At 63.5% G+C, this 15167-nt stretch carries 6 protein-coding genes, 2 tRNA genes and 3 rRNA genes; 4 read left to right on the top strand and 7 right to left on the bottom strand.

Annotation, left to right across the window (positions count from 1 at the left end):
• Positions 1 to 423: 423 nt before the first annotated feature.
• The 6 genes from rrf to H8F25_RS14175 form a co-directional block, all read right to left on the bottom strand.
• Positions 424 to 540 (bottom strand): 5S ribosomal RNA (gene rrf, locus H8F25_RS14200).
• Positions 541 to 641: 101 nt separating this feature from the next.
• Positions 642 to 3518 (bottom strand): 23S ribosomal RNA (locus H8F25_RS14195).
• A 432-nt stretch (positions 3519 to 3950) separates the two neighbouring features.
• A tRNA-Ala gene (locus H8F25_RS14190) sits at positions 3951 to 4023 on the bottom strand.
• 35 nt (positions 4024 to 4058) lie between these two features.
• Positions 4059 to 4132, bottom strand: a tRNA-Ile gene (locus H8F25_RS14185).
• 185 nt (positions 4133 to 4317) lie between these two features.
• A 16S ribosomal RNA gene (locus H8F25_RS14180) occupies positions 4318 to 5802 on the bottom strand.
• The 16S, 23S and 5S rRNA genes sit together here with 2 tRNA genes alongside, the layout of an rRNA operon.
• 698 nt (positions 5803 to 6500) lie before the next feature.
• Positions 6501 to 7022, bottom strand: coding sequence for a hypothetical protein (locus H8F25_RS14175; protein WP_197210963.1), 522 nt, complete (start codon positions 7020 to 7022; stop codon positions 6501 to 6503).
• 203 nt (positions 7023 to 7225) lie between these two features.
• Here H8F25_RS14175 and H8F25_RS14170 point away from each other — a divergent pair, with 203 nt between their 5' ends.
• The 4 genes from H8F25_RS14170 (at position 7226) to H8F25_RS14155 (ending at position 11540) form a co-directional block, all read left to right on the top strand.
• Positions 7226 to 8308: an ArdC family protein gene (locus tag H8F25_RS14170; protein WP_197210962.1), complete on the top strand. Its 1083-nt coding sequence runs from the start codon at positions 7226 to 7228 to the stop codon at positions 8306 to 8308.
• Positions 8309 to 8506: 198 nt separating this feature from the next.
• Positions 8507 to 8953, top strand: a complete 447-nt coding sequence (locus H8F25_RS14165; RefSeq protein WP_197210961.1) for an NUDIX hydrolase — start codon at positions 8507 to 8509, stop codon at positions 8951 to 8953.
• A 225-nt stretch (positions 8954 to 9178) separates the two neighbouring features.
• A complete protein-coding gene (locus H8F25_RS14160; protein ID WP_197210960.1) occupies positions 9179 to 10519 on the top strand; it encodes a hemolysin family protein in 1341 nt (446 codons plus the stop codon).
• Between the two features lie 28 nt (positions 10520 to 10547).
• Positions 10548 to 11540, top strand: coding sequence for a Gfo/Idh/MocA family protein (locus tag H8F25_RS14155; RefSeq protein WP_197210959.1), 993 nt, complete (start codon positions 10548 to 10550; stop codon positions 11538 to 11540).
• Positions 11541 to 11768: 228 nt separating this feature from the next.
• On the opposite strand, the gene H8F25_RS14150 is transcribed toward H8F25_RS14155, so the two are convergent.
• Complete coding sequence (locus H8F25_RS14150; protein WP_197210958.1) at positions 11769 to 15119, bottom strand: glycoside hydrolase family 15 protein; 3351 nt, start codon at positions 15117 to 15119, stop codon at positions 11769 to 11771.
• Positions 15120 to 15167 lie beyond the last annotated feature (48 nt).

Below are 15167 nucleotides of genomic sequence, written 5' to 3'. Positions count from 1 at the left end.
GTCGTCCCGCCACCAGGGCAAAAAATCAGCCGCTTCGCATTGTCAATCTGCGAATTTCCAGCCCGCAAACCAGCTGAGGAGGCCTTTAGCGCAGCACCAATCCGCCGCCACACAACCTGCAGGGCGCTCCTCGGACGCTCCCAGACAACCGACAGGCTCACCGCCTTTCTCCGCCCTGCTGTTCTGGCCGCATAAAGTGCATGGATGTTCTCTGCCATTGCCGCGTGCGGCCGACCCCAGCACCGCAGCAGCAGCACGGCAGTTCGCGCCCGGCGCACACCACCCAGCGGAGGCACGCCATAAAAAAAGCCACCCATCGGGTGGCTGATCTCGGTGCAGTAACTGCATCCATCATTGATCCTCCATCACGCCATGACACGGCAGTCCGGTCATGGCTTCACTGGAGGCTGGAATCAAGGTTTTACCTGGCATCGTGCTGCTTTCGCAGGGGGCTACCCCCCAACTATCATCGCCGCTGCTGCGTTTCACATCCGAGTTCGAGATGGATCGGAGTGGGACCACAGCGCTATGGACACCAGGATAGTCTTGATCCTCAGGTGAGCCCTGAGAACTGCATAGGTTGGGTCGTCCCTGCCTTGACAGAAACAACACGCCTGGAAAAGAAAGCTTTGAGTTGAGTGGTGGTCAAGCCCTCGGTCTATTAGTACTCCTCCGCTTCACACATTACTGCGCTTCCACGTAGAGCCTATCAACGGGTGTTCTTCCCGTGACCTTACTGGCTAACGCCATGGGAATACTCATCTTGAGGTGGGCTTCCCACTTAGATGCTTTCAGCGGTTATCCTCTCCGCACATGGCTACCCAGCGTTTACCGTTGGCACGATAACTGGTACACCAGAGGTGCGTTCCTCCCGGTCCTCTCGTACTAGGGAGAACTCCTCTCAATATTCCTGCGCATGCACCGGATATGGACCGAACTGTCTCACGACGTTCTGAACCCAGCTCGCGTACCGCTTTAATGGGCGAACAGCCCAACCCTTGGGACCGACTTCAGCCCCAGGTTGCGATGAGCCGACATCGAGGTGCCAAACCTCCCCGTCGATGTGAACTCTTGGGGGAGATCAGCCTGTTATCCCTAGAGTAACTTTTATCCGTTGAGCGACGGCCCTTCCACTCAGAACCGTCGGATCACTAAGGCCGACTTTCGTCCCTGTTCGACTTGTAGGTCTCACAGTCAAGCTCCCTTCTGCCTTTACACTCGTCGGCTGATTTCCAACCAGCCTGAGGGAACCTTTGCGCGCCTCCGTTACCTTTTAGGAGGCGACCGCCCCAGTCAAACTGCCCACCTGATACTGTCCAGCCCCCGGATCACGGGTGGCTGTTAGAACCCTAGCTCGCAAAGAGTGGTATCTCACCAGTGGCTCACATCGACCCGCAAGCCGATGATCAAAGCCTCCCACCTATCCTGCGCATTGCGAGCCCGGGCACAATACCAAGCTACAGTAAAGCTTCATAGGGTCTTTCTGTCCGGGTGCACGTAGTCCGCATCTTCACAGACAATTCTATTTCGCCGAGCCTCTCTCCGAGACAGCGCCCAGATCGTTACGCCTTTCGTGCGGGTCGGAACTTACCCGACAAGGAATTTCGCTACCTTAGGACCGTTATAGTTACGGCCGCCGTTCACCGGGGCTTCAGTCGCCAGCTTCGCTTGCGCTGACCAGCTTCCTTAACCTTCCGGCACTGGGCAGGCGTCAGCCCCCATACATCGTCTTGCGACTTAGCGGAGACCTGTGTTTTTGGTAAACAGTCGCCTGGGCCTCTTCACTGCGACCACCTTGCGGTGGCACCCCTTCTCCCGAAGTTACGGGGCCATTTTGCCGAGTTCCTTAGAGAGAGTTACCTCGCGCCCCTCGGTATTCTCTACCACCCCACCTGTGTCGGTTTCGGGTACAGGCAGTCATGCCTTAACGGGTATAGGGCTTTTCTTGGAAGCTTGACATCACCTGCTTCGCTGCCGTAGCAGCTCGCACTCACGCCTCAGCTCAAGCTGTTTTCGCCAGCTCTCAACGCCTCGAACGCTTGGACCAGTAACCAACTTCTGGCCAGGCTAGCCTTCTCCGTCCCCCTTCCCAAAACATGACCGGTACAGGAATGTTGACCTGTTGTCCATCGACTACGCCTTTCGGCCTCGCCTTAGGTCCTGACTAACCCTCCGCGGACGAGCCTGCCGGAGGAACCCTTAGGGTTTCGGGGCATGGGATTCTCACCCATGTTTTCGCTACTCAAGCCGACATTCTCACTTCCATGCAGTCCACGCCCGCTTACGCTAACGCTTCGCCCCACATGGAACGCTCCCCTACCATTTAACAAGTTAAATCCGCAGCTTCGGTACGATGCTTAGCCCCGTTCATTTTCGGCGCAGGATCGCTCGACCAGTGAGCTATTACGCACTCCTTTGAGGATGGCTGCTTCTGGGCAAACCTCCTGGTTGTCTGGGCAATCCCACCTCCTTTATCACTGAGCATCGATTTGGGGACCTTAGCTGGCGGTCTGGGCTGTTTCCCTTTCGACCATGGAGCTTATCCCCCACAGTCTGACTGCCTGGCTACACATTGGGTATTCAGAGTTCGTCTCGATTTGGTACCGCTCTCGCAGCCCGCACCGAAACGGTGGCTTTACCCCCCAATTGGAGCACCAGACGCTACGCCTCAACGTATTTCGGGGAGAACCAGCTAGCTCCGGGTTCGATTGGCATTTCACCCCTAACCACAGCTCATCCGCTGATTTTTCAACATCAGTCGGTTCGGACCTCCACTTGGTATCACCCAAGCTTCATCCTGGCCATGGTTAGATCACCCGGGTTCGGGTCTATAAACACTGACGATCGCCCTATTCAGACTCGCTTTCGCTATGGCTCCACCATTTCCGGTTTAACCTGCCAGTGCCTATAAGTCGCCGGCTCATTCTTCAACAGGCACGCGGTCACCCGATCAGTCGGGCTCCCACTGCTTGTAAGCTCACGGTTTCATGTTCTATTTCACTCCCCTCCCGGGGTTCTTTTCACCTTTCCCTCGCGGTACTGTTGCGCTATCGGTCACACAGGAGTACTTAGCCTTACGAGGTGGTCCTCGCGGATTCACACGGAATTTCACGTGCTCCGTGCTACTCGGGATACAGCTAGGCCAGATTCGTTTTCAGATACGGGGCTTTCACCCTCTATGGCGCGCCTTTCAAGCGCTTCTCCTAACGGCACTGGTACCACAACGCTGTCCCACAACCCCGATGGGCGAACCCATCGGTTTAGGCTCTTCCCCGTTCGCTCGCCGCTACTGAGGGAGTCGTTTTTACTTTCCTTTCCTCCAGCTACTAAGATGTTTCAGTTCGCTGGGTTGGCTCGCACCGCCCTATGGATTCAGGCGGCCGTTCTAGGGGTTGCCCCATTCGGAAATTCCCGGATCAAAGCGTGTTTCCAGCTCCCCGAGACTTATCGCAGGTAACCACGTCCTTCATCGCCTCTGTGTGCCAAGGTATCCACCGTGAGCCCTTTGTAGCTTGACCTATAAAATCTTTCCAATGCCATAGGGCTGTTGAGGCCCCTTCTCCCAGCGTCAAGGTTTGAGCTGACCATCCTGCTTTCGCAGCACAATCCACTCTCCTCCTGACGTCCAGGATCAAACTCCCTTACCCTCGGCAGGCTTGGAAGAACATTGGAAAGTCTCAGCTCTTAAACTCCATAGAATCCCAGCTCGCGCTGGGCATCCATGAGATGCTTTCTTTCCAAACTCACCTATGCAGTTGTCAAGGTTCTTGCTGAATTCATCGCTTCTCCTTCAAGAAGCCTGAATCCAGCTTCCAGGCAGCTGATCGTTCAGAATGCCTGGAGGCTAGATTCCTTTCCGCATCCTCACCTCTGTTGAGGCAACATGCGTTCAGCAGTTCGGTCACCACCGCAGCGACTCCTTCCTTCGCTACTCGAGATTCCTCGTTGGATGGAGGTTAGCGGACTCGAACCGCTGACATCCTGCTTGCAAAGCAGGCGCTCTACCAACTGAGCTAAACCCCCAGCAGTCAAGTCCTGCCTGCTCAGCAGGCGGTGAATGGGCCATCCTGGACTTGAACCAGGGACCTCACCCTTATCAGGGGTGCGCTCTAACCACCTGAGCTAATGGCCCAGGAGTACTTACCCTTGTGGGGTGACCTAGACAGAGTTCAGGAACTGAAACCACCATCACCATCGATCAGAAGTCTCCTTCTCATCATGGCAACCTGGCTTGAGGTACCGATCGACCTTCGAGATGACAGGACATCGGCCGGATCACAGAATGGATCCAACAGCAATGTCTGGTTTGTCTCCCTGTTAGGAGGTGATCCAGCCGCACCTTCCGGTACGGCTACCTTGTTACGACTTCACCCCAGTCATCAGCCCCACCTTCGGCGTCCTCCTCCACAAGGGTTGGAGTAACGACTTCGGGCGTGGCCAACTTCCATGGTGTGACGGGCGGTGTGTACAAGGCCCGGGAACGTATTCACCGCAGTATGCTGACCTGCGATTACTAGCGATTCCTCCTTCACGTAGGCGAGTTGCAGCCTACGATCTGAACTGAGCCACGGTTTATGGGATTTGCTAACTCTCGCGAGCTTGCTGCCCTTTGTCCGTAGCATTGTAGTACGTGTGTAGCCCAGGATGTAAGGGGCATGATGACTTGACGTCATCCACACCTTCCTCCGGTTTATCACCGGCGGTCTCGCTAGAGTGCCCAACTGAATGCTGGCAACTAACGACGTGGGTTGCGCTCGTTGCGGGACTTAACCCAACATCTCACGACACGAGCTGACGACAGCCATGCACCACCTGTCTCTGCGCTCCCGAAGGCACTCCCTCGTTTCCAAGGGATTCGCAGGATGTCAAACCCTGGTAAGGTTCTTCGCGTTGCATCGAATTAAACCACATACTCCACCGCTTGTGCGGGCCCCCGTCAATTCCTTTGAGTTTCACACTTGCGTGCGTACTCCCCAGGCGGAACACTTAACGCGTTGGCTACGACACCGAGGGGGTCGATTCCCCCGACACCTAGTGTTCATCGTTTACGGCCAGGACTACAGGGGTATCTAATCCCTTTCGCTCCCCTGGCTTTCGTCCATGAGTGTCAGTGATGGCCCAGCAGAGCGCCTTCGCCACTGGTGTTCTTCCCGATATCTACGCATTTCACCGCTACACCGGGAATTCCCTCTGCCCCTACCACACTCTAGCCCTGTAGTTTCCATCGCTTAAATGGAGTTAAGCTCCACGCTTTAACGACAGACTTACAGGGCCACCTGCGGACGCTTTACGCCCAATAATTCCGGATAACGCTTGCCACTCCCGTATTACCGCGGCTGCTGGCACGGAATTAGCCGTGGCTTATTCCTCAAGTACCGTCAGTTCTTCTTCCTTGAGAAAAGAGGTTTACAGCCCAGAGGCCTTCATCCCTCACGCGGCGTTGCTCCGTCAGGCTTTCGCCCATTGCGGAAAATTCCCCACTGCTGCCTCCCGTAGGAGTCTGGGCCGTGTCTCAGTCCCAGTGTGGCTGATCATCCTCTCAGACCAGCTACTGATCGTCGCCTTGGTAGGCCTTTACCCCACCAACTAGCTAATCAGACGCGGGCCCATCCTCAGGCGAATTTCATTTCACCTCTCGGCATATGGGGTATTAGCGGCCGTTTCCAGCCGTTATCCCCCTCCTGAGGGCAGGTTCCCACGCGTTACTCACCCGTCCGCCACTCACCCGAAGGTGCGTTCGACTTGCATGTGTTAAGCACGCCGCCAGCGTTCATCCTGAGCCAGGATCAAACTCTCCGTTGTAGATCAATCCCTCTTGAATCCACTCACACTTGCTTGCACAAGCACAATTGGTCCTCAGACTGATTTGCAATCACCCAAATCACTGATCTCTCAATCAGCCTTCAGTTGTTGCCCCTTCGCTGACACAAAGGTTTCGAGAGTGCTATCTTGATACAATCTCCATAGCTTTCCAGGATCTCAGATCCGGTTTGCCGTCCCATCGCTCGTCACTTTCGACAGCCCTCGGTCGTGAGAACCTCAGGCCATCCAACATCGCGATGCTTCAGCGTTGTTCTTTGACGGGACCTCACACCTTCACTGCTCGTTCATCGTCTCCCTCCGGCCGGCTCTCGCCTCCTTCCCTCCACCCGGTATCGACTGATACGCGAGGCTTTCGGAATCGCTTCTACAGTCACCTGCAGTTGCTTCCTTCAGGGACGACGCAGTGAAAGCGTCAGTTCCTAAACTCTTTACTTGTCCAGGTGCTCCCGCTTTCGGTCCCTCTCGGAACCTCGCGGGCTCGTCGTCTCGCGACGACCTCAGAAACCTACAACATCGGCGGCTCTCGCCTCCTCGGTTGTCGGTCCGCGCTTCCAGGGCTCTCGCCTCGGCCGCGCAGTCCAAAACCTTAGCACCCCTCCTCGCTGAGGGGCAAGGGGGCTGAAGATCCGCCCCCTTGCCCCCAACACGCCTTCATGACGGCAAGGTTTCGCCACCCCTCAGGGGCGAGCGGGCCTGACACCTCCTGCCGAGTCCTGACGCCAGAGCGCCAGGCCGCCTCCACGACCGCGAGCGGCCAGCCAACCTTCCGGGGAACGGGCGATCAGAGCAAAGAAGGGCATGCGTGACGGCGCCGGAGCTGGCAGGGAACGGCGCACCAGGCAGTGACCGGCCAGGGCCAGCTCAAGGGACTCGAAGTGGAACTGCAGCAGCGGCCGAGATCCCACCAGCTGGCCTGGCCCGCGAAAGCTCAGCTCCAGAGCGCCAAGCGCCACGGCATTCCGAAGCACCAGAGCCCCCTCCTCCTGGCGGATCTCCAGCCGGGCCCGCAGACCGCGCAGCAGGGCGGCGCTGAAGGAGGAGGGCCTGTCGCTGCCTTTGGGCCACACCTGATCCAGTAACCACATGCCCTCCAGATCAGACGCGCTCAGAGCCGTTCCGGCCTGACGAACGCGGCGCTCCTGCTCCAGCAGCTCCGCGCCGGAGGGGACATCGCCGGAGCCCTGGATCGTGGTCGACATAAAGCCCGATGACGCGCTGCGCGCATGCTGACGCAGGCGACAGGTCGGGCGCGCTGCTGTGGGAATCGGGCGGCAGCACCAGGGAGGAGGCGGCATGCCCTTGCCCAGAAGCTCCGAGGCCACAGCAGTTGTGACAGGCGGTGGCACTGGTTCTGGGGACCGCCCCTGGCGGCCGGACCCTCTCCTTCGACGACCTCTCTGCCATGGCTGTCAGCGCTGACCAGGGCGCCACCCCCTCTGCGGGCCGCCGCTCACCCGAGGAAAAACTTGTGACCTCTCTGATTGCCCTGATGGAAGCGGGCACCACGCCCTGGCGACGTCCATGGGATGACAGCAGCGGCGGCCATCACGTGAATCTGCTCAGCGGCCGCCGTTACCGCGGCAGCAATCCCGCCCTGCTCAGCTTCGGCATGCACCTGAGGGGATCCACCCTCCCCTTCTGGTGCGGCTTCGCGGAAGCCAGGGCCAGGGGGCTGGTGCCTCGCCGCGGATCCCAGGCGGTGCATGTGCTGCGGCCACAGGTGATCCAGACCCGGGACGCCGGGGCACAAAGCGGCAGCAGCTCTGGCCCTGCAACCCCGGACGCAGCCCCTGAAGCGTCCGAGCATCGCCAGGCCGATGGATCGTCCGCTGGCCCATGCCGGGTTCTCTATCGCCCTGTCCCGGTGTTCAACGCTGCGGATCTGGAAGGGGCAGCCCTGGCCGAACTCGTCCGGGCGCGGCGAGGGAAGGCAGCCCGGGAACGAAGACCGGAGCAGGAACGTCTGCTCAGTGCTGAAGCGTTGCTGCAGCGATGGCCTGTCCCTGTGATTTCTGGCGGGGAGCGGGCCTGCTACGACCCCGATGCCGATCGCATCCACCTACCCGAACATGGCGCGTTCCACAGCGCGGCTGCCCACGTGGCGACCTGGGCCCATGAGGCGATCCACTCCACCGGCCACCCGAGTCGCCTGGCGCGCGATCTATCCGGAGTGATGGGCGCAGGGGAAAAGCACGGGCGTGCCTATGCCCGTGAGGAGCTGGTGGCCGAACTGGGTGCGGTGCTGCTGGGAGAGCGTCTGGAGATCGGGAGCGACACCCAGAACCACGCCGCCTATCTCTCCCATTGGATCGCCATGCTGCGGGAATCACCGCACCTGCTGTTGACGCTTCTCAGTCAGGCTCGCAAGGCGGCCGACCTGATCTGTCCGGAGCCGCCTCCCGGCGCCAACACCCCCGCAGGCGCTGAAGGCACCACCGCAACGGACGACGAAGGAAGCCTCGAGGAGGGAGCGGACGAGCGTTGACCGTCTGGCCGGACCGACCGAGAAGCCGATTCCCGTCGCCCTGAGAGCTCGTCTGGCTTCCAGGCGCTGCTCGTCCAGCTGGGGGCATGCTTCAACGGCCTCTCCATGCGCGCTGGCTGCCGGCTCCAGGCATGCTGGAACCTTGCTCCACCGGACCGGGTGTGACGGTCCCCGCCATCGCCTCAGACCCGCTGCAGCATGACCAGTTCAGGGATCACCGCCGTGGCGCTCGCCGTGCTGGAACGCCAGGGCCGCTGGCTGATCCAGTTGCGGGACGACCGGGACACGATCGTGGCCCCAGGACGGTGGGGCCTGTTCGGAGGGCACATGGAGCCTGGCGAAACCCCTGAACAGTCCCTGAGGCGCGAGCTGCTCGAGGAGATCGGATTCAGCAGCGGCCCGGTGACCCCCTGGTTCCGCAGCGCCGCCGGAGGCCGAGTCCGACACGTCTTCCGCGTCGATCTCCACATCGAACCGGCTCAGCTGCAGCTGCATGAAGGTCAGGACATGGCGCTGGCCAGCCTGGAGGAGCTGGGCAGCGGCAGGGTGTGGAGCCCGCGGCTGGGCCAGCTCCGCCCCCTGGCCCCCTCCCTGCAGGAGGCGCTTGCCCGTCAGCTGCGCGTGCAACCCACCCGCCCATCGTGAGCTCACCGATGGCCCTGCCGGATCGCGTCCGGGCCTGGCCGGATCCCGGGTGCAGAGGGCACGGATCCGTGCAGGTGCCGGCACACGACCCCTGCGACGGTGCCAAGGCCCGGCGGGCTGCAGGGCGGAGCCGACTCACTCTCCACGCCTTCCGCCGGGATCGCTGCTACCGAACGGGCGCTCAGGGAGTGCCTTCCTATCCTTCGGCCACATCCTGCGATCCCGATGCGGTTTCTGGCCCTGGCCGTGCTGCTGGCCCTGATGGCCTTCTTCGCCGCCGGGGAATTTGCCCTGATCCGCCTGCGGCCCAGCCGCGTGCAGCAACTGCTGGAGAGCGGTGAGCCCGGCGCCCGTTCGGTCGCCAGGCTGCAGCAACGCCTCAGGCGGGTTCTCGTTGCGACCCAGCTGGGGTCGGCGCTGGCCCTGCTCGCCGTGGGCTGGACGGGGCGAGGACTGGCGGGGGAGCTGACCCGTCAGTTCGCCAGCCGCCTTCAGCCGGCCTGGATCAACATCCTTGTGTTTGTCGTGCTGGTGCTGCTGGCCACCCTGCTGGGAGGCCTGCTGCCGAAGGCCTGGGTGCTGCACCAACCCGAGTCCTCCGCCCTGCGCCTGGCACCGCTGCTGGAATCGCTCTGCGGCACCCTGTCGCCATTGCTGCTGTTGATCGAACGCCTCAGCGGCGTGCTGCTGCGGCTCTGCGGCCTGCCCCGCAACTGGGATGAACTGGTGCCGGTGCTCTCCGCCGGGGAGCTGGAGACCCTGATCGAAAGCGGTGGCGTGACGGGGCTGATGCCGGATGAGCGCAGCATCCTCGAGGGTGTGTTCTCCCTGCGGGACACCCTGGTGAGGGAGGTGATGGTGCCCCGTTCCGGGATGGTCACCCTGCCGCTGGATGTCACCTTCGCCGCGATGATGGATGCGGTGCATGCCAGCCAGCACGCCCGCTTTCCGGTGATCGGCGACTCCCTCGATGACGTCCGCGGTCTGCTCGATCTGCGCCGCCTCGCCGAACCGATCGCGCGCGGCCAGCTGCGACCCGACACCCTGCTGGAGCCCTACCTGTTGCCGGTGAGTCGCGTCGAGGAAAGCGCCTCCCTCGCTGATCTGCTTCCCCTCATCCGCAGCGGCAAACCCCTGCTGGTGGTGGTCGATGAGCACGGCGGCACCGAGGGACTGGTGACCGTCGCCGATCTCACCGGGGAGATCGTGGGGGAGGACGATGACCCCCTGGAGGCCGCCGAGGATCTGCGGCCTCTGGCCGAGGGGGGATGGTCGGTGGCGGGGGATCTGGAGATCTTCGAGCTCAACCGCCAGCTGGGGCTGCGCCTGCCGGAAGCGGAGGGACACCACACCCTCGCCGGCTTCCTGCTGGAGAGGCTGCAGCACATCCCGGCACCCGGTGAGGCCCTGCGCTGGAAGGGCTGGCGCTTCAGTGTGCTCACCATGGACGGACCACGGATCGAGCGGGTGCGCATCCAGCCGGTCACCCCCGAAGGACCCGACTCCGGTGCGATCACAGCAGGAGCGCCAACAGGGGCAGCCCCGGGGCCGCAGCCCGATCGTTGATAATGCGCCCATCTGCAGCGACCCCGCCATGAACCCTGTCCGCGTCGGGGTCATCGGCATCGGGAACATGGGCTGGCATCACGCCCGTGTGCTCAGCCTGCTGCGTGATGCGGAACTGATCGGCGTCGCCGATCCCGATGAGGCGCGGGGAGCCCTGGCGGTGGAGCAGTTCGGCTGCCGCTGGTTCGCCGACCACCGCGCAATGCTCGACGAGGTCGAAGCCGTCTGCATCGCCGTCCCCACCCTGCTGCACCATCGCGTCGGCCTGACCTGCCTGGAGGCGGGCGTGCACGTGCTGATCGAGAAGCCGATCGCCGCGACCCAGGAGGAGGCATCCGAACTGATCGAGGCGGCCGAACGCACCGGCAAGCTGCTGCAGGTGGGTCATATCGAGCGCTTCAACCCGGCCTTCCGCGAACTGCTGAAGGTGGTGGCCGGTGAGGAGATCGTGGTCCTGGAGGCCCGCCGCCACAGCCCGAATCCCGATCGCGCCAATGACGTCTCCGTGGTGCTCGATCTGATGATTCACGACATCGATCTGGTGCTGGAGCTGGCTGCGGCGCCGGTGGTGCGCCTGGCCGCGGCCGGGGGACGCAGCAGCGATGGTCCGATCGACTACGTGAATGCCACCCTCGGCTTTGCCAACGGCGTGGTGGCCAGCCTGACGGCCAGCAAGATGGCCCACCGCAAGGTCAGGCGGCTGTACACCCACTGCCGCAGCAGCCTGATGGAGACCGATTTCCTCAATCACAACCTGCGCATTCACCGCCGCTCGCACGGATCGTTCAGCGCTGATCACGGAGAACTGGTGTACCGCAACGACGGCTTCATCGAAGAGGTGAGCACCACCTCGATCGAGCCCCTCTACGCCGAACTCGAACATTTCCTGCGCTGTGTGCGCGGCGAGGAGACCCCGGCCGTCGATGGCCCCCAGGCCTCACGGGCCCTGCTGCTTGCCGATCTGATCGAACAGTGCGTCGAGCAACCCAACATCTGCATGGCGCTCAGCGAGCCGATCTGAACGGCGCCTGCAGCAGCTGTACCGCAACGGCAGCCGGCCCTCCCTCACCCGGGCCGCCGCCGGAGAACTTGCTTACCTAATTTCGCTCCGCTACACACAAGCGAGGGAGACCGGAATCGTCCTCCCTCGTGGGTGTTCCGCTCTCCCGCAGGAATGAGGAGGGCACGTCAGCGAGTCTTGTGGGTCCTCAAGTCGCCGATTCGCAGCAGGATGCTGCTGTGATCGTCCTCAGGATCCGGCGGTCCTGCCGTTGTCATCGGTGAGCTGCTGCAGGGCCAGGAGCTGCCAGCGGCGGCACTGGGCCGGGGAAGAGCGATAGAAGAGATCCCAGGCATCCCCCTTGTGCAGGCCATAGTCGGCCGCACTCACCTGGGGATTGCGCTCCTGCCAACCGACGCGCACCGCGTGGCCGATCACCACATCGAGGGCCAGATCGTCGTCGAACTGCACCTGGGGGTTGGCGGTGACGAAGGCGATCAGGGTGAGCAGCGTCTCGGTGCAGAGCTGCCGGTACTCCGGGGCCTCGATCTTGCCGAGCAGCTGCTCCACCAGCGAGGCGAAGTTGCGCTCACCCGGCGTCTTCTCGCTGAGCAGCGGCCCGCTCTCGAGCCGGTTACGCCGCTCGAGCTTGTCGCCGATGACGATGCCCCGGCAGTGATGCAGCAGATCCCAGATGCCGGCGTAGAAGTTGCGTGGCACCCGCTGCAGCGCTCCCAGACGCATGCGGTGCTGCAGCCAGCAGCTGCCGCGGGGCAGCTCCTCGAGCGGATCGGGCACCTCCCAGCGCACACGGCCACGCAGGTGCAGCTGCTCCTTGCGCTGCAGGGCGGCTCGGGCATGCTCGACATCGGCGAGCACCGCCCGCAGACGCCTGCGGATCGCGTGGGGCGGCAGGCCGCAGAGCGCCTCGAAGGCCTCACTGGGGCTGAGATCGGCCTCGGCCGCCAGCTCGCCGGTGAGCAGCAGCAGCAACTGGCCCAGCTGCAGCGTGAGGCTGCCCCGGAGCAGATCGGGCTCGAGGCGCGCCAGACCGTCGAGGGCCAGCAGCAGCTCCTGCTGCAGCATCCACTCGCGGCCGTCCTCACCACCGAAACGGCGGATCATGGCGGCGATCGTGCTGCTGCCCTGGGGATCGCTGATCAGGGAATCGTTGGTGTAGTTGCGGCCCACCACCACCTGCTTCTGATGCACCAGCAGATCCGTGAGGGCATCCTCGAGCTGGGGGTGCACCAGACCCATGGCTCCGGCACTGCGGCGCACCACGTTCCAATCGGCCTCGGCGAGCGCGCGGCGGTACACCTCCTCAAGCAGGCGCATCAAGGTCACCCCGGGGCCCTCGCTGGGCCCCTGCAGGCGGGCGTGGGGCCCGAGCCGGCGGGCCAGCAGCTCGAGCACCTCGGCCTGCTCCGGCAGGGAGGTGCTGTGCCAGAGGCGCTCCACCAGTGCCGCCACCGTGGTCTCCTCCAGCTCCTGCTCCTGGCGGGCCGTCAGCGGCTGCTGGCTGGTGGCGGGGGGCAGCAGGGTGTGCCGGCCGTGGCCGAGCTGGCAGACCGCCACCGCCTGATCCGGCAGATCCACCACCACCACCTGGTGGATCAACGCCTCGAGAGGTTCCAGCTGCACCGTCACACCCTCGAGCGATCCGCGCTGCAGCTCCACACCGAGGCGGAGAAAGGCGCCGGGATCGCGGCGGAAGGGGCCGGCGGCGACCGGGATCAACAGCAGCGGCAGCCCCGGTCCACGCCAGTGGCGCTGCAGCAGGCGCAGCTCGCTGGCCACCGCATCCACCAGCTGCTGGGGATCATCGGCCAGATAGAAGGTGTCCTCCTCCAGCACCGCCGGCAGAAAGGCGATCGACTCGCCGCGATGGCGGTACAGGCGCGCGGTGGCCATGGTTTCCATCCGCACCCGCGGATGGCCGCTGAGGCCGAGGCGCTCATTGGCCCCCACGGCGGCCATGCGCTGCCCCAGCTCGCGGGAGCTGGCCACCCGCGGGGACCCGTTACGGGGCGTCAGGGGCAGACCGGCCTGGGCCATGGCTGCGGCGATGGCCTCGTCCTCGGGCACCAGAGCCACCAGCACCTCGGCGGCACCCAGTGGTCTGCGGCGGCGACGCTGGCTGGGATCGAGATCGTCGGGCAGCAGGAGCCCCGCCAGCAGCAGATCCGACAACCAGGTGAGGCTCTGGGTCCACAGCAGTGGCACGTTCTCATTGGGCAGCCGCGGCTGACTGCCGGGCTGGCGCCGTTCGGCCTCGATCGCCTCCTCCGGCACCAGATAGAGCTCCGGATAGAGCTCCACCCCGTCGATGCGCACCGCCAGCTCGGCGAGGCGGCTGCGGAAGCGGCGCGCCTCATCCCAGCGCTCCTCACAGCAGGCGGTGATCAGCTCGAAGGCCAGAAACAGGGGCCATTCACACTCGATGTGCTCGAACTGGGCCAGCTCCTCGCGCTCGTAATGGAGGCGTGTGACGTCCTCGTTCACGCATTGGTGACCATCACGCCGGAAGCGCTTGTAGCCGTAGGCGCCCCCCAGGTCGCTGCGGATCTTGGATCGGGTGCGCTCGGCCAGCTCGGGATCATCGACCGCCCAGGCGGGATAGCCGATCACCGACAGACAGGCGCTGTCCACCTCCTTGCTGGCGGATTCCCGCGGCAACAGGCCGCGCAGGGCGCGGCGCAACCGCACGATCGCGTCCTGGGGAATGGTGAGGGTGTAGGAGCCATCGCCGTGGTGGCCGAGCAGATCGAGGCCCTCGAGCGCCTCCAGGGCCGCCTTGACCAGGCCGATCGAGCTGGCATTGCGCTCCGGCAGGCCGTGGTTCCCCTTGTCGCCGCGCTCCCAGATGCCGTAGTCGGCGACGCGGTAGGCGCGGGCCACGTAATAGGTGAGGTTCTGGATGAAGTCGCGCTCGTGACTGCTCTGCACCACCACCAGACCGGAGCGGGTGAGCTGGGCCAGCTGCAGCAGGAACAGGGCCGTGGCATCGAGCTGCAGATGGCCCCAGCCGTCATCGGGAACCACCGGCTCGCCCGTGCCGGTGTCGAACTTGGCGTGGATCGCGTCGAGGGGATCGAGGCTGCTCTTGAAGCGCTCCACCTTCTCCGCCTGGCGCAGCATCGCGCCGAGCAGGCCACGCATCAGCTGCAGCACCCGCTGCTCGAGCTCGTGGACGCGCCGGCTGGGACCGTTGAGGCGCCGGTGAGCCATCGCCAGGCCCCAGACGCACTGAATCGAGTAGACGCAGTCGCGCACCCAGGCATCGCCGTAGTTGCCATGCACGGTGCTGGCGGTGCTGGCGGGCAGGAGACCCGTGAGCGGATGCTGGCGGCTGAGCACCACCTGCTCGATCTGCTGGTCGAGCTGTTGCAGGAGCTGCAGGGCTTCCGGCTCGCTCAACCGGGTCGGCAGATCCGCAGGCGCGGCGTCAGCAGTCACGCCGGAGGCAGCCTTCACGCCGGCGGGAGCGTTTACACCAGCGGCAACGTTCTCGCCTGGGGCAACGTTCTGGCCAGCGGCAGCGTTCTCGCCTGCGGCAGCGTTCTCGCCTGCGGCAGCAGTGGCGTATGGATGGGCCATCAGCGATCGTGCTCCAGGGCTGCCCGGCGCGGAGCGACCGGAGCTGAG

Source organism: Synechococcus sp. CBW1004 (genome assembly GCF_015840715.1).
Lineage (GTDB): Bacteria > Cyanobacteriota > Cyanobacteriia > PCC-6307 > Cyanobiaceae > Cyanobium.
The sequence above is the reverse complement of the archived record's forward strand: the minus strand, read 5'-3'. Positions and strand labels throughout refer to the sequence as shown.